The organism is Adlercreutzia muris (genome assembly GCF_008831045.1).
Classification (GTDB): Bacteria; Actinomycetota; Coriobacteriia; order Coriobacteriales; family Eggerthellaceae; genus Adlercreutzia; species Adlercreutzia muris.
In genome coordinates, this window is the sequence record NZ_WAJS01000023.1 from 1 (window position 1) to 17805 (window position 17805).

16 protein-coding genes and 1 other RNA gene are annotated in these 17805 nt (G+C 66.4%); 9 read left to right on the top strand and 8 right to left on the bottom strand.

Annotation, left to right across the window (positions count from 1 at the left end; translation table 11 throughout):
• A partial coding sequence (locus tag F8D48_RS07900; RefSeq protein ID WP_205717358.1) for a chloride channel protein occupies window positions 1-650 on the top strand: 650 nt, incomplete at its 5' end.
• Here F8D48_RS07900 and F8D48_RS11980 read toward each other — a convergent pair.
• Together F8D48_RS11980 and F8D48_RS11665 are read right to left on the bottom strand one after the other, a co-directional pair.
• On the bottom strand, window positions 604-711 hold the full coding sequence (locus tag F8D48_RS11980; RefSeq protein ID WP_240806280.1) for a tyrosine-protein phosphatase: 108 nt from the start codon (window positions 709-711) through the stop codon (window positions 604-606). The genes F8D48_RS07900 and F8D48_RS11980 overlap by 47 nt on opposite strands.
• Before the next feature lie 67 nt (window positions 712-778).
• The gene (locus tag F8D48_RS11665; protein WP_170272775.1) at window positions 779-2539 is read right to left on the bottom strand and encodes an ICP22 family protein; all 1761 of its coding nucleotides are present in this window, start codon (window positions 2537-2539) and stop codon (window positions 779-781) included.
• 267 nt (window positions 2540-2806) lie between these two features.
• On the opposite strand from F8D48_RS11665, the gene ffs reads away from it, so the two are divergent.
• The 5 genes from ffs to recR all read left to right on the top strand — a co-directional run bounded on the left by ffs (window position 2807) and on the right by recR (window position 7017).
• Window positions 2807-2900, top strand: an RNA gene (gene ffs, locus F8D48_RS07915) — signal recognition particle sRNA small type.
• 60 nt (window positions 2901-2960) lie between these two features.
• A complete protein-coding gene (locus F8D48_RS07920) occupies window positions 2961-3626 on the top strand; it encodes a VTT domain-containing protein (protein ID WP_151431018.1) in 666 nt (221 codons plus the stop codon).
• A 3-nt stretch (window positions 3627-3629) separates the two neighbouring features.
• Window positions 3630-6032 (top strand): DNA polymerase III subunit gamma/tau, encoded by a 2403-nt coding sequence (gene dnaX, locus F8D48_RS07925; RefSeq protein WP_151431020.1) that lies wholly within the window; start codon window positions 3630-3632, stop codon window positions 6030-6032.
• A gap of 55 nt (window positions 6033-6087) precedes the next feature.
• Window positions 6088-6396: a YbaB/EbfC family nucleoid-associated protein gene (locus F8D48_RS07930; RefSeq protein ID WP_205717359.1), complete on the top strand. Its 309-nt coding sequence runs from the start codon at window positions 6088-6090 to the stop codon at window positions 6394-6396.
• A 24-nt stretch (window positions 6397-6420) separates the two neighbouring features.
• Window positions 6421-7017, top strand: coding sequence for a recombination mediator RecR (gene recR, locus F8D48_RS07935; protein WP_151431024.1), 597 nt, complete (start codon window positions 6421-6423; stop codon window positions 7015-7017).
• Window positions 7018-7101: 84 nt separating this feature from the next.
• On the opposite strand, the gene nrdD is transcribed toward recR, so the two are convergent.
• The 4 genes from nrdD to map all read right to left on the bottom strand — a co-directional run bounded on the left by nrdD (window position 7102) and on the right by map (window position 11457).
• The gene (nrdD, locus tag F8D48_RS12310; protein ID WP_151431026.1) at window positions 7102-7422 is read right to left on the bottom strand and encodes an anaerobic ribonucleoside-triphosphate reductase; all 321 of its coding nucleotides are present in this window, start codon (window positions 7420-7422) and stop codon (window positions 7102-7104) included.
• A 624-nt stretch (window positions 7423-8046) separates the two neighbouring features.
• Window positions 8047-8931 carry a hypothetical protein gene (locus F8D48_RS07945; protein ID WP_151431029.1) on the bottom strand — a complete coding sequence of 295 codons (885 nt, stop codon included), beginning with the start codon at window positions 8929-8931 and terminating at the stop codon, window positions 8047-8049.
• Between the two features lie 161 nt (window positions 8932-9092).
• Window positions 9093-10208 (bottom strand): helix-turn-helix transcriptional regulator, encoded by a 1116-nt coding sequence (locus F8D48_RS07950; RefSeq protein ID WP_170272776.1) that lies wholly within the window; start codon window positions 10206-10208, stop codon window positions 9093-9095.
• A 364-nt stretch (window positions 10209-10572) separates the two neighbouring features.
• Window positions 10573-11457 (bottom strand): type I methionyl aminopeptidase, encoded by an 885-nt coding sequence (gene map, locus F8D48_RS07955; protein WP_151431033.1) that lies wholly within the window; start codon window positions 11455-11457, stop codon window positions 10573-10575.
• A 232-nt stretch (window positions 11458-11689) separates the two neighbouring features.
• Between map and F8D48_RS07960 the strand changes: the two genes are divergently transcribed.
• Window positions 11690-13021, top strand: coding sequence for an MFS transporter (locus F8D48_RS07960; protein ID WP_151431035.1), 1332 nt, complete (start codon window positions 11690-11692; stop codon window positions 13019-13021).
• Between the two features lie 323 nt (window positions 13022-13344).
• Window positions 13345-14214, top strand: coding sequence for a DUF4013 domain-containing protein (locus F8D48_RS07965; RefSeq protein ID WP_151431037.1), 870 nt, complete (start codon window positions 13345-13347; stop codon window positions 14212-14214).
• Window positions 14215-14343: 129 nt separating this feature from the next.
• Here F8D48_RS07965 and F8D48_RS07970 read toward each other — a convergent pair whose 3' ends face one another.
• Window positions 14344-15942 (bottom strand): hypothetical protein, encoded by a 1599-nt coding sequence (locus F8D48_RS07970; protein WP_151431039.1) that lies wholly within the window; start codon window positions 15940-15942, stop codon window positions 14344-14346.
• 89 nt (window positions 15943-16031) lie between these two features.
• Window positions 16032-16448 (bottom strand): hypothetical protein, encoded by a 417-nt coding sequence (locus F8D48_RS07975; RefSeq protein WP_151431041.1) that lies wholly within the window; start codon window positions 16446-16448, stop codon window positions 16032-16034.
• A 140-nt stretch (window positions 16449-16588) separates the two neighbouring features.
• Here F8D48_RS07975 and F8D48_RS07980 point away from each other — a divergent pair, with 140 nt between their 5' ends.
• Window positions 16589-17797: a putative ABC transporter permease gene (locus F8D48_RS07980; protein ID WP_151431043.1), complete on the top strand. Its 1209-nt coding sequence runs from the start codon at window positions 16589-16591 to the stop codon at window positions 17795-17797.
• The last annotated feature ends 8 nt before the right edge of the window (window positions 17798-17805 follow it).

A 17805-nucleotide genomic window follows, 5' to 3' on the forward strand; every position in this document is an offset into this window, starting at 1 on the left:
GGCTAGCAGGACCCTGCAGAACAGCAGGGCTCGCCGCCGGCCTGCTCGCCCTGCTGTTCTGCAGGGTCCTGCTAGCCTTGCGCAAGGGACTGGCGCGACTGGGCGCCCCGGTGTTCGCCTTGGCGGTGGGAGGGGTGGCCACGGCGCTCGTTTTGGGCTATGCGGAGCTGTTTCATTACGAGGGCTTGCGTGCCTTCTGCGGCACGGGAGCGGCCCAGATATCCGTGGCCCTTTCCGGGGGCGATCTGCCGTGGTGGGCCTTCGCCATGAAGGCCGCCCTTACTTTGCTCACGTTGGCCGGCGGCTTCAAGGGCGGCGAGATCATGCCGGTTCTCGCCATAGGGGCTTGTTTGGGAGTCGCCTTGGCCGATGGGGCGGCGGCTCTCGGTGCGACGGAGGTTGCGCGGGGCGTGCTCGCTGTGGCCGTTATGGCCGCGTTCTTTGCCGGCTGCACCAACTGCCCGCTTACGGCCGGCATGTTCGTTCTCGAGCTGCTCGGCCCTTGGGCACTGGCGGTTTCCGTACCCGCCGTGACTGCTGCCTTTCTCGTTGCCCGCTCCACGAGCCTTTACCCGACGAGCCTCCCGCACTGGTCGACGACGCCTACTTTCCCGCCAGCACCTTCAGGCGGGCGCCGGCCTTGTCGGTGAGGCGCAGGCCATTGCGAAGGTAGGCGGAAAAGCTGCCGTAGCGGCGGTAGTTGGCGCTCATGCGCTCCTCGGGCGCTCCGTGTTTCCCGATGACGCCGGCCACGAGGGGGAGGGCTCGCCGTCTTCCGTCACACCAGATCGCCGCGAATCTCGAAGAGGGTGCGGGCGAGGCGGGCGAAGGCCTGCTCGCCCTCGGCGGAGTCCGGCGCGTTCGTCATGACGACCATGAGGTAGTCGCGGTTGTTGATGGTGATAATACCCGAGTCGCAGACCGCGTCGTCTTCCTCGCCGTTGATCCAGCCGGCCTTGTTGCGCACGGTGATGTTGCTGCCGATGGAGGCCACGCCTTCCTCGTCCGGCGAGCTGGCCTCGCCTGTCTCGAGGTCGGGCTCTTCCGCTACCGCCACGGCGAGGTCGCCCGCAGTGCCGCTTGCGCCGGTGGCGGAGATGAGTGCCTCGCTGAGATCCGCCGCGCTCTCCTCGGCATCGGTCTCTGCCGCACCATCGCCCTCGGCGTCGGTTTCCGCTTCCGATTCCCCGGCATCCTCATCCACGCCCTCCTCGGTGCCGGAACCTTCCTCAGGCAGGTAGCCGGTGTGCCCCTCGCTCGTGGTGCCCGAGGCGCCGTTGCGCAGGAACGAGACCTCGGTCCTGGCGAAGGTGTCCGAGAGCCACTGGGCGGCCGAAGTGTCGGCGGTGGTGAGGTAGTCGTAGATCTTCAGCCACATGAGGGCCGACTGCCGGGTGGTGTAATGGGGGAAGTACGTGTCGTTGACCAGGTCGGTGCTCACTCCGGCCTCTGAGAGCCACTCCTCCATGCCGTCGGTGCCGTAGGTGCGGCGCAGCTTGCCGTAGGAGGAGTTATCCGACCACACGATGGTGTTCTCCACCTGCGCCAGGCGCGTCGAGCTCGTGCGGTTGATGTCGTTGGGGAACTCCTTGTTCACGACATAGGCGCAGTACGGTCCCTTGAAGGAGCTCGCCCCGTAGATGGAGGCGTCCAGGTTGCCGGCGATGCCGCGTCCCGTGCCGAGGTCCATGAGCAGGTAACCGGCCTCGTAGCCGTTGTCGCTGTAGTAGGCGAGCGCGTGATCGAGGCTCGCGAGCGAGCGGTCGGACAGCTCCGGCGCGGCCGTTTCCCCGTCGCCGCTTAGGGCGAAGGCGAAGGGGGTCGCCTGGTCGGGGAGGGCCGTGATCTCCTCGCGGGTGGGGGTGTGGGCGGGAAGCTTTGCCAGATCGGGTTCTACGGGCCGCGCGAGGCTGACCTGGGTGGCTACGTTCTGACTGATTGCGGCGCCGGTGCCCTGCACGGCGTTGAGGCCCTGAACCCCGACGTGCTTCGCGCCGTCCCGGGGCGTATCGGGGGCAAAGGGGCCAACATGGGCGATGGCCATGACGAAGATGACGGCCACGGCGACGACGAGGGCCGCAGCGCCGATGCGGCGCACGTCGAGGCCACCGGCGAAGACGCCGGCCGGGACGCTCCCATGGCTGCCGATGGTGCGGGCCTTAGGCGTGAAGGGCGATGCGGCGCCGGCGAAGATGGCCTTCGCGAGGCCGGAATGGCGTGTACGACTCCCGTGGGGAGATGCGGCCGCACCGTCTCGGTGCGAGCCGCGGGCGGTCGGCGCGCCATGGCCCCGCGAGGCGCCCCGGCTCCGGTTCGGTGCCCCTGCGGGCCGCTGTCGGGTCGAAGATGCGCCGGCGCGAGCGGAGCTCCTCTGGGGCGCCCGTCGGTTGGCGCAATCGTCGCGCAGAGGGTTATGGCGGGTGCGTCGCGCGTCGGCTGCCGAGCGGGGCCGGCCCTCGAGCCGTCCCGTGGAAAGCGAGAGGCCGCCTTGGGGGCGTCGCGGCTCGTCGTCGTAGCGGCTGTAGTCGGATCGGGACATACGTTCCTTCGCAGGTGTGGCGTTTAAGCGTTGTTTCTCAGCAGGCCCATAGTAGCAATTCACGGTTTCTCGGGGGCGACTTCTTACAAATTCCTTAACGCGAACGGCAAAAAATGACGAGAGAACGCCCGGGATCCCGCGCCGGGAAGGGGCAGGCCCCCGCCCGAGCCGTGTCGTTCCCTGTGGAAGTTTGGTTGCGCGGCGCTGCGGGCGCGCTCGGTTTTGCCCGTTTCGCCTATACTGGTGGCCTACGAGTTCGAGTGCCTCGAATGGGTATGGGCGGCGACAAGTTCCGAACCTGGTCAGGTCCGGGAGGAAGCAGCCATAAGGGACCGCTGACGAGCGCCCATACCTATTCGGGGCACTTTTTCATGGCATGACGCGCCGCTCGCGGCGTCCTGATGAAAGGTTTAGAGACTTCATGGGCATTATCGACTTCTTCGTCAACTTGCTGAAAGACCCGCGCGGCTTCATTGCCGGCTGGATCGTGGCCTTGGGTCCGATATGGGTGTACACGCCGCTGTTCCTTATCGTGTTCGTGGAGACGGGCCTGGTGTTCTTCCCGTTTCTGCCCGGTGACTCGCTTCTGTTCGCCGCTGGCGTGTTCTCCGCCGATGGAGGCGGCCTGAACCTGTGGGCCACGCTCATCGTGTTCTATCTGGCGGCCGTTTTGGGCAATACCTCGAACTATTGGATCGCCCGCCTGTTCGGCAGCCGCATCATCGATTCGGGGAAGGTGAAGGCCCTTACTCCCGAGCGCATGGCTAAGCTCGATCACTTCTTCGAGCGCTATGGCGGCCTGACCATCGTCATCACGCGCTTCATGCCGTTCTTCCGCACCTTCGCCCCCTTCATTGCGGGCACGGGTCACATGAACTTCGCCAAGTTCACGTTCTTTAACGTCATCGGCGGCGTGACCTGGGTGAGTCTGTTCGTTCTGGTGGGCTACTTCTTCGGGGGCGTGCCCTTCGTGCAAGAGCACTTCGAGGTAATCGTGCTGGGTATCGTGGCCGTGTCGGTGGCGCCGGCGTTCATCGGCGTCATCAAGGCGGCGATGAACGGGCGTAAGGGGAAAGGCGGGGAATAGGCCATGGCCGAGGCACTGTATCGCAAGTACCGACCGCAGATCTTCGAGGATGTGGTCGGCCAGGAGCACATCGAGCGCACCATCAAGAATGCCATCGCCCAGGACAAGGTGAGCCACGCCTACCTGTTCACGGGCCCGCGCGGCACCGGCAAGACCACGACGGCCCGCCTTTTGGCCAAGGCGCTGCTGTGCGAGCACGGGCCTACGGCTGAGCCCGACGGCACCTGCGAGGACTGCGCGATGATCGCCGCCGGCGAGCACCCCGACGTCTACGAGCTGGACGCCGCGAGCCGCACCGGCGTGGAGAACGTGCGCGAGGAGATCATCGGGCGCGTGCAGTTCGCCCCCACCCGGGGCCGCTCGAAGGTGTACATCATCGACGAGGTGCACATGCTTTCCCAGGCGGCCTTCAACGCACTGCTGAAGACGCTGGAGGAGCCGCCGAGCCATGTGGTGTTCATCCTGGCCACCACCGACCCGCAGAAGGTGCCCGAGACCATTCACTCGCGCTGCCAGCGCTTCGATTTCCGGCGCATTTCCACTGAGGCCATGGTGTCGCGCCTCGGAGCCATCTGCACGGCCGAGGATGTGGAGTTCGAGGGAGAGGCCCTGGAGCTTATCGCCCACCGGGCCGAGGGCGGCATGCGCAACGCCCTAACCTCCCTGGAGCAGTTGATCGCCTTCGGCGACGGGGCCGTGACCATGGAGGTGGCCGAGCGCATGCTCGGGTCGGTGGATCACACGGATCTGGCCGAGATTGTGAAGGCCGTGGGCGCTCGGGATGCGGCGGCCTGCTTCCAGTGGGTGGCCGAATATATGGAAACCGGTGCCGACCTGGCCCAGTTCGTGGGCGACCTGGCGGCCCATGTGCGCAACATGTACGTGATGGCCGTGGCCGGCGACAGCGTGGTGCTGGAAGTGAGCGAGAGCACGCGGCGGGAACTGACCGAGGAGCTGCCGCTGTTCGGCGTCGATCGCCTGGCGCGCCTGCTGGCGGTGCTGGGGGATGTGTCGGCGGAGCTGAAGACCTCCACGAACCCGCGGTTGTCCTTCGAGATCGCCCTGACCCGCATGGTGCGGCCCGAGGCAGATATGACCCTGGCGGCCCTGGCGGAGCGGGTGGAATCCCTCGAGCGCCAGCTGGCCGGTGCGGCCGTGGTGACGGCGGCTCCCGCAATCGGCGGGGCTTCGGCGCCGGTCGCGGTCGGGTCGGCTGCCCCCGAGCCTGCGGCGACGGTCCCGGCTGTGCCCTCGGCTGTCGCGGCGCCGTTGGGTGCGGCCGCCCCGGCAGTCTCAGTGCCGAGCGCCCCTGTTGCGCCGGCGGTGTCCGAGGGCATAGCGGACGCATCGGCGGTTCCGATGGGGGTCGCGACGGCTCCCCAGGCCGCTGCGCCGGCTTCCGCCCCGACGATGGCCCCGGCTGCCGCCGCCGCGGCTGCGCCCAGCGAGAGCGCCCCGGCCGCGCGTGCTGCGGCGAATCCCGCTCAGGCGGCCCCGGTGCCCGCATCGGCCGCGAGCCCGGCGGTGGCTTCGGCTCCGGCTGCGGGCGGCAGCCTGTCCCCCGAGATGGCGGCGACGTTGGCCAATGCGGCAGCGCTCCAGCGCCTGTGGGCCGGGGTGCTCGCGTCCCTTAAGAAGTCGAAGGCCGCTTACGGCGTCCTGTTCATGAACACCAAGGCCATCTTCGACGGCTCGTCTCTCATCGTGGAGTTTCCGGCAGAGAACGATTTCGCGTTCCGCGCCGTGCAGAAGCCCGACGTGCAGCAGGAGCTGGGGGCGGCCCTGCGCCATGAGGCCCGCTGCGACGTGCCCTTCGCCCTGCGCAAGGCCGGCGGCACCGCAGCTGCGGCGGCTGTATCGGCGCCTGCGGCCGGCGGTATCGCGACGCCGAATCCCGTGGCCGCTGCGGCGGCGCGGGCAGCGGCGAGCATCCCGACGGCCGCGCCGGCTCCTGCGGCCGCTCCGGTGATTGCCGGCCCGGCCGCCGGTCCGAGCGGCGCTTCGGCCCCCGCCCCGGCCAAGACCGCCGGAGCGGCGCCGTCTCCGGCTGCCTCGGCTCCGAGCCCCGCCCCGGCGCCCGCTCTTGATGACGATCAGCCTCCCTACGACGACTACGTGCCCTACGACGATGGGGACGTCCCTCCGAGCGAGGTGCCGCCCTGGGAGACCGCCCCGGCTCGTCCTGCGGCCTCGTCGCCCCAGCCTGGTCCGGATGCCGCGGCGGCGCCACAGCCGGCGGCGCCCCAGGCTGCGCCGGCCATGGTGCCCTCGACGCAGCTGCCGCCGGAGCCCGATACGGTGTCGGGCCCCTCGCCGAACCCCTCCTCCGAGCCCGACGACACCGATCTGAACGCCTCGCTGGCCTTCGGATTCGGTGACGGCGTGACTTTCGAGCCCGTGTCCTAGGGCCCGATGGCCTACAATAGTTCCGCTCATTCCCGAGAACCAAGGAGTGCACCCCATGGATATGAAGAAGATGATGAAGCAGGCCCAGAAAATGCAGCGCGACGCCGCCCTCGCCCAGGAGGAGATCGCCGCCATGACCTTCGAGGCCTCTGCCGGCGGCGGCATGGTGAAGGCCACGGCCACGGGCGATATGACGGTCACCGACATCGTCATCGACCCGACGGCGGTGGATCCGGAGGACGTGGAGATGCTCCAGGACATGGTGGTGGCCGCGGTGAACGAGGCCCTGCGCTCCGCCTCCGAGGCGGCCAATAGCCGCATGAACGCCATCATGGGCGGCATGAAGATTCCCGGCCTGATGTAATCGGCGCGATCCGAGGCGATATTCGTGCAGGCGGCACCTTCCATACAGAAGCTCCTCGACGAGCTGGAACGGCTTCCCGGCGTGGGCCCGAAGTCGGCCCAGCGCATGGCCTACTGGATCCTGAACACCGATGCGTCCGAGGCCCTGCGCCTGGCCGATGCCATCCGCGAGGTGAAGGCCGGCGTGCATTTCTGCACACGTTGCTTCAACTACGCCGAGGGCGACCTGTGCGAGATCTGCGCGAGTGCGAAGCGCGACGGCTCGGTCATCTGCGTAGTGAGCGAGCCGCGCGATATTCCGCCCATCGAGCGCACCGCCGTGTTCAGCGGGGTCTACCATGTGCTCGGCGGGGTCCTGGCCCCCATGGAGGGCGTCGGTCCCGACCAGCTGCGCATCGCCGATCTCATGGCCCGTCTGGGCCGCGAGGAGGTGGACGAGGTGCTGCTGGCCATGAACCCCAACATCGAGGGCGAGACCACCGCCGCCTATTTGGCCCGGCTTATCAAGCCTTTGGGCGTGAAGGTGAGCCGGCCCGCCAGCGGCTTGCCGGTGGGCGGCGATTTGGAATTCGCCGACGAGGTGACGTTGGGCCGCGCTCTGGAGGGGCGCCTGCCCCTGTAGGTCGCGCCTTTTCCACCGGACGGAAAAAGAGACCCGCTGCGGGCGATTCCGCAGCGGGTCTCTCGCGTTTTTCGCGCAAGGATGCTATTTGATGCAGCAGGAGGGAACTTCGTGCTTCACGCGGTCGTGCTCCTCGGCGCGCTTGGCATCGTTGAAGCGATCCAGCGTGCCCACCAGATAGCCGGTGATGCGGCGGATGCGGTCAAACTTCACCGGGGCGAGCCCGTAGTGGATGCCCACATCCTCGCCGTCCACATCCAGGGTGAGGGACTCCAGCTGGCCGTGGGGGTACTTCTCGTGGGCGCGCTTGATATAGGCCTGAATCTCCGCGTCGGACACGGGGGCGTCGTCGGCCTGGGCGTAGTTCACGGACACCTTCACGCCGTCGATCATCTTGTTCTCCATGGCAGTTGCTCCTTGCATCTCGTGGGGCTCCGACTATGCGGACGTTCCCAAGTTCACCATATCTAGTTAGCGAATGGGAATGATACCACAATATGTAGGTGAATAGTGGCATGTTTTCAAGAAGTTGAAAATATGCCGCCCACACAGGGAGCCTCGGGGGAATCTGAGTGCGAGCTCCTCAAGGCTTCTGGTGGCCAGAAGCTATGATTGCCGGTAGCTTTTGTGAAAGAGGAGCGCTGTGTGGCGAAGATCGTGGGGCTTCCCTTGTCATTGAGCCCTCGGTGCGACCGGGGTGGCCCCGGCGCGAAAAGCCGGAGGGTGTCAGGCACTCCAGAAAAAGACAAAGGGTCCTGTCCCCTCCAAAAACAGAACCCTCATCTATGCGAAGCTGGTGAGCTTCCTCGTAAGTCGCCGACTATTATAGCAACCCCCACAAAAAATGCAAAACGAAAGCTTTCTCTGTTACTTTTCAACCGAGGTAAACTGCAGGGGTCTCTGCGATTAACTAATAGAATGGTTCCTGCTCCCGCACGGAGTCGGGGAGAAGCGAATCGCGGGACAATCCCAGCGCCCTCCGGCCTGATGGCGGGAGGGCGCTGAGCATTGAGAGGATGGGGACGGTGCCTACTGCTGAGTGCGACGGTCGTGCTTGCGGCTGCGGGCGAGCTTGGCGCCGAAGGCGCAGACGTCGGTGGCGCCGATGGCAATGAGCAGCATGGAGAAGCCGGCCTTCAGGATCTGTTGGGCCGTGGCGCCCGTGCCGGAGAAGGCCTGGCCGCCGTTCATGCGGTAGCCATCGAAGAGCTCGCTTACCTCGGCAGGCGTGTAGAAGGCGAGCATGCAGAGGCCGAACACGATGACGATGCAGCCGACGACGATGCCGCCGATAAGGAATGCGCGCTCGGGATCGAGGCTTGTGGCCTGCTTTTTGAGGGCTGCGGCTTGGACGGCAGCGTGGGGGTCGTAGGTACCGGCATGGCCCGGTTCCGGTTGGCGCGGTGCGGGGGCCGGTTGCTGGGGCGCATGGGGGGCGCCGTAGGCCGCCTGGTAGGCTGCCTGGTGGCTAGCGACGGCTCCGGTTGCACCGGGAATAGCGGCGGGCTGGTCGGGATAGGACTGGGCGAGGTTCTCGCGTTCCATGGCCCGGCCTTCCACGGTATGGCCTGCGTCAGCATCGAACACGGGGGTGGCGGGCGCTGCGGGGGCTGCCCCCTCCAGGGACACGGGCTCGTTGGTAACGGCGGGCTCGTCGGGGTTCAGCTCCTGGGACTGCAAGACCTCGCCGAGCATCTCACTGCTATCGCCCGCCGCGGCCATCTCAACACCGTCGATGGTGCCGGGGCCCTCATCGGCCACTGCAATCGTCTCGGTGACGACCTCGTCGGCCGTGACGGCGCTATCGGATCCTTCGATGGGGTAGGTGGGGGCAAGGGAGTCACGCTCGAGCTCGCGGCCCTCGGCGGCGTAGCCGGCAGAGGTGCCAGGCGTAGGATGGGTGTTCTCAGCCATGGAAAGCTCCTCTCAGGGATGGGGACGATAGAACACCTGTCAGCATAAGGAGCGCGCCGCCCCGAAAACGGAGCGGCGCGCTAATCGTATGGCGACCGTAGGATTTCCGCCACCGTTTCGCAAAACGCTCTGACGAAGACGGGCGCGGTGGTTGTCCGGCCTTACGCTGTCGGATCGTCCTTCACGAAGGTGGATACGAAGATGCTGGCCACGCCGCACAAAAGGCCGCCGACGAACCAGGCCATCCAGAAGTAGGCCGTGTGCCACTGGGGCACGAGCAGCAGCGCCATGCCCACTATGGTGGCAATGATCATGATGATGCCGCACAGGCCGCTCGTGAGCTGGCTCTTGCGATGGCGTCGTTCCAGGCGCGCCCGGGCGCGGGCAATTTCCGCATCCGAGGCGTTCGGTATGCCCAACAGCTCGCAGATCTGCTCGTCGGTGTACAAGCCGCGCAGCTGGGCTGCGTCCGATTCGCGGAGGTACTTCCATGTGTCGCTTTCGGCCATGGCTTGCTCGCGGGCCTCGTTGTAGTTGGCGACGTACACGCGGGACAGCAGGATGGAGGCGCGCACGATGAGCCACACCGCTATCGCTATGAGGGCCATCATGAAGCCGCTCGCGATACCCTCGACGAAGTTCCCGCTCCCATCGGTGAGGCTCGCTCCCACGATGCCGACGAAGATGAGGAAGATGCCGGCGACGAGGTTGATCACAAAGGAGCGCTGGGTGGCGCGGCGGTCGTCGGCGGTGTAGAAGTCCTGGACGTAGGGGTGGCTGCGCTGAAACTCTGCATGCTGGAACGAGGCCGTGAGAATGAGGGCGGTGCCGACGCCGATGCCGACGAATAGCGGAATGAGCGTAAGGGCCTCCAGGTTCGGATTGAAGCGCTCGGCGGCGGTGCCCACGAAGATAAGCAGCGACACGCCCAGGAGAATGGAGAAGACTCCGGCGGCGATCTTCGTGGCGAAAGCGCGCATATGCTCGTCGTAGCCGCATACGTCCAGGGGTGGGCCGCCGGCGTTCTCACGCATGGCGGCAGCGGCGGCCTGGGCCCGCGGGGTGGGGGAGGTGGCAGTCAGGTCGCCCGTCACCAGCTCGTCCAAGGTGCAGTCGAATATCTGGCACAGCTTCAACAGCTTGTCCATCTCGGGGTAGGCGCGCTCGGCCTCCCATTTGGTGACGGATTGGCGGCTCACGCCTACCATCATGGCCAGCTGCTCTTGGGTCATGGCGTGGGTGGCGCGCAGATACTGCAGGTTGTCTCGGAAACTCATAGCGGGTCCTCTCGGGGTGAATATGCGATCGGTCAGGCGGTATCGACGCATTCCACTCTACGGTAGCCGGCGAGCCGAATCCACCAACTTGCGGCATCATTTTCAAGCGCCCTGCGGTTGCCAACCCCAGGTCAGGCTAGCGACTCGGTGCCGAGCGCGACAGAGGGACGCGATTCCGTGGCCGACTTCGCGCTCATCCCCTTCCGAACGCGATCATGGCAATAGCGAAGACGACGCACGCATCTCGGTACCATCCCGTAATCGCTGATGCTGAAGTGGAAGCTATTGCCTGGCAATCGCGTTCTCCAGGGGGCGCTCAGACGTCCCCGGAATCGCGTCCCTCTGTCGCGCTCGACGGTGGCCCTTACCAGCTCAAGAGCTCGTAGCCGTCCTCGGTGACGACGATCTGCACTTCCCACTGGGCCGTAAGCGACCTATCGGCTGTGCGCACGGTCCAGCCGTTGGGGTCGGTCATGTCGATCTCCTGGGCGCCGGCGTTGATCATGGGCTCGATGGTGAACATCATGCCCGGCACCATGATGGGGCCTTCTCCCGGCTCCGTGACGAAGCTGACGAAGGGATCCTCGTGGAATTCCAGGCCGATGCCGTGGCCGCCGAACTCGCGCACCACCGTGTAGCCGTGGGCCTTCGCGTACTCGTTCACCGCGGCGCCCACATCGCCCAAATGCCCCCAGGGCTTCACGGCTTTCAATCCTTCCTCCACGGCTTCCTTGGTCACGCGCACCAGGTCGGCGGCTTCGGGCGATACCTTGCCGATGCAGAACATGCGGGAGGAATCGGAGAAGTAGCCGTCCAGGATGGTGGAGCAGTCCACGTTCACGATGTCGCCCTCGGTGAGCACCTCGTCGGCGCTCGGAATGCCGTGGCACACCACCTCGTTGGCGGAGGTGCACACGCTTTTCGGGAAGCCCTCGTAGTTGAGTGGCGCGGGGATGGCGCCGTGCTCGACGGTGTAGTCGTGCACCCACGTATCGATCTGCTCGGTGGTCACGCCGGGCCCGATGCGCTCGGCCACGTAATCGAGTACGCCCACGTTCACGGCAGCCGAGCGCTTCACGCCCTCGATGTCGGCGGCGGTCTTCAGCAGATCGCGGCTCGGCACGTCCTCGCCGGCCTCGAAGAGCCCTTCCAGGCGCTCGTCGAAATCGAGGTGGCACTTCTTGTACTTCTTGCCGCTGCCGCACCAGCATTCGTCGTTGCGGCCGGGGCTCGTCAGTCCATCGTACATAGGTGATGCTCCTTGAAATAGGCTTGCTCGGTGAAAAGTTCGCCGCCTATGGTACTACAAGTTGGCGGCTAGGATCGTCCTCTTGTGGGGGCGTCCAACGGGGCGGCCGGCTTCTTGGCGGGTTCTCCCTTCCGCGAGGTGCGGGCGGCGTGGTACCCTGATAACGTGCGCTCGGCTGGTTGGCCGGGCGTCTCTTGTCGAGGATTGCACGGACGAAAGCGAGGTGAAGGTCATGGCGGCGGTGAGTCCCGGTGTGTACAAGAAGGTGCTGCAGGTGCGATCGGCCTACGCCTTCGACATCGCCTGCCTGCTCATGCGCTTCTTCGGCGCCATGCTGAACATCGGCGTGGTGACCATGCTCACCTTGTCGGGGTACTCGTTTTTCACGGCAGGGCTGGCCTCGTCGCTGATCGCGCTGTCCATCTTCGTGGTAACGCCGCGGGTGTCCAAGCGCATCGACGAGCGCGGGCAGTCGGCCGTGGTGCCCAAGGCGGCCGCTGTGTCGCTGCTCGGCCTGGTCATTCTGGTGGGGAACACGGCAGTGCACGGACCGGTGTGGCCGCTGTTCGTGGGTGCGCTGCTCGTGGGATTCTACCCGAGCCCCCAGGCCATGGCCCGTGCGCGGTGGACCTATCTGATTCGGTCGGGGAAGCTGGGCGAGGCGGCTCCCGATCTGCGCACCATGTTCTCCTACGAGAGCGTGCTGGACGACATGGCGTTCATCTTCAGCCCGTCTATTTCCATCGCACTGGCGGCGGCCATCGTGCCGACGGCGGGCATGATTGCAGGTGGGACCGCCTTTGCCGTGGGCGTAGCACTCTTGTGCGCGTCGAAGTCCACCGAGCCGGTGCCCGGCTGGTCGGACAACCTGGCCGAGGGCGCGGAGGCTGCTGCCGCCGAGGTGGAGGGCGAGCCGGCGGCGGTGGGCGCGGGGGCGGGTCGCTCGGTGCCCAAGAAGAGCCTCATGCGCACGTCGCCGGCGGTGCGGGTGCTGTTTATCATCTATGCCTTCGCCGGGGCCTTCTTGGGTCTGTTCGACACGGCGACGGTGTCGCTGGCTGAAGATTTGCACAGCCCCGATTTTGCCGGGGCCGTGCTCATGGCCTCTGGTGCGGTGTCCATGGTTGTGGGGTTCTTGTTCGGGATGGTGCGCTTGCGGGCGCCCCTGGCCAAGCAGCTGGTGGTGGCCGCCTGCGCTTTGGGGCTGTCTTTCGGCACCATGTTCTTCATCAATTCGGCACCCTCGCTTATGGTGGTGGCGCTGATCGGGGCGGCCACCTATTCGCCGCTGCTGATCGTGGCCAACGGCGTGTGCGAGCGAGCCGTGCCCGACGCCCGTCTGACCGAGGCCATCACCTGGCTGAATGCCGGCTACACCTGCGGCGCGGCCTTCGGGCCCACTACGGCCGGGGCCATTATCGACCTGTTCGGCACCATGGCCTCCTTCAAGGTGGGTGCCGTGCTGTGCCTGGGGATGCCCTTAACCGCGCTTCTGTGCTACCGCATCGTGAAGCGCAACATTCGCCCCGCCTATACGGTTATGGAGAGGCGCGAGCTGTCGTAAGGGGAGGCCGAGCGGACGGCCGACGGGCGGTTGAGCGGGCGGGCTGAAACCCGCCCCTGCAAGTGCTTGGCATCCGGCATGGACACGGAACTCGGCAGGCTCCGTAGGGCCGCGGGCTTCAGCTCGCCCGCGATCCCCGCTCTCTGATAAAAAGATGACGATTCCGCTACTGATTGGGCGTCAGTAAGTTCGGGCTGTCACAATGGGGGCGCGACGATGCCAGCCATTTGGCGCGACGACGCGGACGGACGCATTCTCGCGCGAAACGAGCTGACCGCCGCCCTGGTGAGGCGGGCGCTGCCCGCAGAAGAGAAAGGATCGTCATGGATCAAATGAACTACACGGCTCCTCAGCCGCAGCCGACGCAGCCGGTGTACGCCCAGGGCTGCCTCGGCGCCGCCTGGGCCGACATCAAGGCGACGCCGGGCTACGTCGGCAAACTGGTGGTGCTCGGCCTTATCATGTGCGTGCCTATCCTGAACTTCGTGGTTGCGGGCTATCTGCTGCACTGGGCGCGTGAGGTGCCTTTCGGCGGCCGTACGCCCATGCCACCGAAGTATGTGACGGGCAAGAACTTCGAATACGGCTTCTATGCCTTCGTTATCAGTCTGGTGGTGGGTATTGTCGTCAGCGTGGCGGGAATGATCCTGGTCTTTATCCCGCTGCTCGGTGTCCTTGTCTCGTTGGCGCTGAGCCTGGCCGGTGCAGTGGCGGCGAGCCTCATGCAGATGCGCATGATCATGGGCTACACCATCGGCGACGGGTTCGCCGTGAAGGACCTGTGGGCGGTGGCTCAGCGCAACTGGGGCCAGCTGCTGTTGGTGACCCTCGTGCCCGGTGTAGCGGTCGGCTTCATCGCGGCGGTGGTGTCGATGGTGGTCTTGCTCTTCGCTATGCTGCTGGCCATGGGCGCTGCGATGCCGATGGCCGTTTCCGCTTCGGCGGCGTCCGATCCCTCCTTTGGCGAGGTAGTGGGTCTGCTTGGCGTTATTGCGGGACCGACCCTGTTCGCAGCGCTCATCGTGTGCGTGCTCGCCTGCTTTGCGGAGGCGCTGGCCTCGACCCTCACGCTGCGCGGTCTCGGCCATTGGGTGGCCCGCTACGCGCCGGAGTGGACCGCTCTCGCCATGCCGGCGGCCCCGGTGCAGCCCACCCCCGGTTACCCCCAGAATCCCGGCACGCCCCTTCAGTAGGGAAGGGCGCGCCCTTCCCTCGGGGATGAACGAGAACGGACCCGCCATTGAGCGGGTCCGTTCTCGTTCGGTGCCGGAATAGGTGGAGTTTGGCGGGAGGGGCTCCCGCTTTAAGCGCCGATCTATTCGCTATTCGACGTGGATCTCCAGGGCCTTGATGCCGATGGGGGACCAGCTCGTGGCGAAGGACTCCTCGAGGGGGCCCTGCACATCGGCGCTGCGTCCGACGAGGCCCTGGCCGTTGTCGTCGAGACCGGCCACGGCCACGGCCACATAGGAGAGGCGGTAGGCGGTGCCGTTGATGCTCAGCTCGAGAGGACGGGCGAGCTCCAGGACGAGCTGTACGCGGCCGTCGGCATCGGCGCTGAGGCTGCCGTTGCTGTGGCCGTTGCCCTGGGCCAGAGCGCTCGAGGAGCCAAGGGCTCGCAGGGTGCCGGACAGCGACACGCTGTCGCCGTAGTACACCTCGCCGAGCTTGTCGGGGGCGGTATTGGCCCGCGCGTCCACTGAGGCAGGACTGTTGCCGGCCGTGGGATCGTCCTTGTCCTTATCCTCGTCGTCCTTGTTCTCGCTGTCGGCGGGCTGCTCCGTGTCATAGTCGATCTGGCCCGCATTGTGGACGCTCACGTGCCAGCCTTCGTTGTTGGACCAGGACACGTTCAGCGTGACCACGGATGTGCGCTGCTCGTTGACCGTCTTCCCGTCAACCTGGGTTTGCGCCTGCTTCGAGAGGGTTACGGTGAGCGGGCCGCCGTCGGTGGTGAGATCGGTGGAGGTCTTCACCACGGAGGCGCCGGCCATGGCCTCGCTGTAGGTGGCGTCGTGGGCGGCCAGGATGGCGTTCAGGTTGTCCATGATGTCGCCGGCTGCGGCGGGGGTGAGGGGCGTGGCCGTCTGCTCGCCGCAGGTGGCTTCCCCGGGGATCCAGGTCTCGCTCGTCTCGGAGTACTCGAAGGGCAGGGTGACGGGCATGGTGATCTCCACGCCCTTGTTCTTGTAGGTGGCCGTGGCGGTGGCGGTACACTGCACGACGGTCTGGCCGCTCACGCCGAGGTTGACCGGCTCGCCGATGGCGATGTCGCTGAACTTCGGGCCGATGAGGGAATCTTGGGAGACGTAGGCGAAGCGGGAGATGTCCGGCATCTCCAGGGCCAGCTCGTTGAAGGCCGCCTCGACGCGGTTGTCGGCCAGGGCGACGCGCTGGGTCTGCGTCGGCGCTTCCTGGGCGAAGAAGCCGGAAGTGAAGAGGTAGGCCACGGCGCCGGTGGCAACGAGGGCGATGATGGCCAAGGTGATGACCACGGCCAGGGCACCACCGCCTCGTTTGCCCCCCTGGGCCTTCGCCGCATCCACGGTGCCGTAGGCCACGGCGGGGGATGTCAGGGGCAGGGGCGGTTCGGGCGCGATCGGGGCCGCGGGAGCAGGGCCGCTCGCCGTGGCCGCGGAAGCCTCGCCGGCGCTGGGAGCGCTCTGGCTGGGGGCCGCGGCCGCGACGCCACCATCGGCGGCCGCTGCGGCAACGGTGGAAGCTGCGGGGGCGTTCCCGGGGCGGTCGTCGCCCGGGACTGCCGCGGCATCGCGGCTCATGTCAGCTGAGGTGGCCTCGGGGGCCGATACGGTATCGGTTGCGGCCGCGGCGCCGGCACCCTCGGGCGCGGCCTCCGCAGCGCTCTGGATGAAAGCGGCGGCAGCTTCGCGTGCGGCCTTCTGCGAATCGTGGTCAGTCATGAATCCTCCTGGATGACGGGCCGCAACCCCTCGCGGCCTTATTGACGCATTGTACCCGACGGAGGGGGCGAAAGGCTAGGTCTTGCCGCTTATTCCGCGCCGTTGCGCAGATTATGGGCGATAACGGCGCCGATAATCATGATGAGGCCGTTGAAGAGCAGCGAGGTGGGCATGCCGGCTCCGGTGGCCGAGCAGAGGCCGAGCCCCAGGAGCGTGGCCGCAATGCCGGCCAGGGCCACGGTGAAGAGCGAGGGCGTACGGCGTGGGTTGCGGGAGGTCGCACGACCGAGCAGGCCGGCGGCGAGCGTGATGGCGTTGGCCGCCATGAGGGAGAGTCCCAGCGCCACGGAACCGAGGGAAAGGACGATCCCGTCGACGCTCCCATCGGCGACGGCCTGGTAGAGCACGACGGCGCCGGTGACGAGGCCGAACAGACCGCAGAGGATGAGCAGGTAGGAGAACATGCGGAGATACCAGACGGCGGTATCCTTCGGCTCTGTGGTCACCGGCGGGCTCCCTTCTTTCGGGGTGGAGGGCGGTCCCGAGCTGTCTGTCCATCGGATCGGCCGAGTGTCAAATCGGTGGCATCTTGCGGGCATGTTGTGGGCTTAGGGCCTGAATTCGGGGGTCATGATACCATAGCGCCATGGATTCCACGCTTCTTCAACAAACCCCCTTGCAGCCCGACCCCGGCATTGGGAGCGGTCGGGCGCACACGCCTTTGGGCCTGAAGGTGTTCGGCGTGCTGCTGATCGTGGGCGGCCTGGTGTCGGCCCCCTCGACGCTCGTGGTGCTCTTCGCCACGGGCAAGGCCTTCGTGGATGGCTCGGGCCGGGAGTACTCGGTGCTAACCATGGTGCTGTGGGCCGCTTTGGTGATCGCCTTGGCCTTCACCGTAGTGGCAGCTGTGGTGCTGGGAGTGCGTCTGCTGCGCGGGCGCCGGCGCCGGGCGCGGCTCATCGCCGAGGCCATGGCCATCGCCCTAGTCGTGGCGTTCGCTTGCGACCTTATGCTGTACGGCGTGAACGAGAGCCTGTGGTTTATCGGGGTCATGGCGCTCATCTTGGTGGCGGCCCATGTGTTCGTGGATCCGTCGCTGTCCGACGAGCGCGAGCTGCAGCGCCGGCTGCGCCTCATGGAAACGCGGGAGGAAATGGAGGAGGGCACCCTCGGCCTGGATAAGTCAGGGGCCGGCTTCATCGAGCTGGACTTCTTCAACTTGTTCTGGATCTTCGTCATCGCCAGCGTGGCCGGGGTGGTGATCGAGTCCATCTACCACGTGCTCGTGGTAGACTTCGGCCACTACGAGGATCGCGCCGGGCTTCTGTGGGGCCCCTTCTCGCCCATCTACGGCTTCGGGGCGCTGCTTATGACGCTTGCGCTCAATCGGTTCCACAACGCTCCCGTTCCCGTAGTGTTTCTGGTGAGCGCCCTTATCGGAGGGGCCTTCGAGTACTTCGTCAGCTGGTTCATGGAATATGCCTTCGGCGCGGTGGCCTGGGATTACACCGGCACCTTCCTCAATATCAACGGGCGCACCAACTTCATGTTCATGTGCATGTGGGGCGCGCTCGGGGTGGTGTGGGTGAAGTTGGCCCTGCCGGCCCTGCTGCATACGGTGAATCTCATTCCCTGGCGCTGGCGCTACTCCATCACGGCGGTGTGCGCCGCGCTCATGATCTTCAACGGGGTGATGACCCTGGTGGCGCTCGACTGCTGGTATTCCCGCCTGGCGGGTGCGGCGCCCGATAACGCGCTCGAGCAGTTCTGCGCCGAGCATTTCGACAACCAATGGATGGAGCACCGCTTCGAGTCGATGAGCATCGATCCGGGTGCGGCCCACCGGTCCTCCTAGGAGCGCAC

Excerpts from the sequence above, each read along its gene's own strand:
- F8D48_RS07960 (WP_151431035.1), top strand. The coding sequence starts at position 11,690 with ATGGCGGCGGTGAGTCCCGGTGTGTACAAGAAGGTGCTGCAGGTGCGA.
- F8D48_RS07970 (WP_151431039.1), bottom strand. The coding sequence starts at position 15,942 with ATGACTGACCACGATTCGCAGAAGGCCGCACGCGAAGCTGCCGCCGCT.
- F8D48_RS11665 (WP_170272775.1), bottom strand. The coding sequence starts at position 2,539 with ATGTCCCGATCCGACTACAGCCGCTACGACGACGAGCCGCGACGCCCC.
- dnaX (WP_151431020.1), top strand. The coding sequence starts at position 3,630 with ATGGCCGAGGCACTGTATCGCAAGTACCGACCGCAGATCTTCGAGGAT.
- F8D48_RS11980 (WP_240806280.1), bottom strand. The coding sequence starts at position 711 with ATGAGCGCCAACTACCGCCGCTACGGCAGCTTTTCCGCCTACCTTCGC.
- F8D48_RS07930 (WP_205717359.1), top strand. The coding sequence starts at position 6,088 with ATGGATATGAAGAAGATGATGAAGCAGGCCCAGAAAATGCAGCGCGAC.
- F8D48_RS07945 (WP_151431029.1), bottom strand. The coding sequence starts at position 8,931 with ATGGCTGAGAACACCCATCCTACGCCTGGCACCTCTGCCGGCTACGCC.
- F8D48_RS07950 (WP_170272776.1), bottom strand. The coding sequence starts at position 10,208 with ATGAGTTTCCGAGACAACCTGCAGTATCTGCGCGCCACCCACGCCATG.
- F8D48_RS07920 (WP_151431018.1), top strand. The coding sequence starts at position 2,961 with ATGGGCATTATCGACTTCTTCGTCAACTTGCTGAAAGACCCGCGCGGC.
- nrdD (WP_151431026.1), bottom strand. The coding sequence starts at position 7,422 with ATGGAGAACAAGATGATCGACGGCGTGAAGGTGTCCGTGAACTACGCC.
- F8D48_RS07965 (WP_151431037.1), top strand. The coding sequence starts at position 13,345 with ATGGATCAAATGAACTACACGGCTCCTCAGCCGCAGCCGACGCAGCCG.
- map (WP_151431033.1), bottom strand. The coding sequence starts at position 11,457 with ATGTACGATGGACTGACGAGCCCCGGCCGCAACGACGAATGCTGGTGC.
- F8D48_RS07980 (WP_151431043.1), top strand. The coding sequence starts at position 16,589 with ATGGATTCCACGCTTCTTCAACAAACCCCCTTGCAGCCCGACCCCGGC.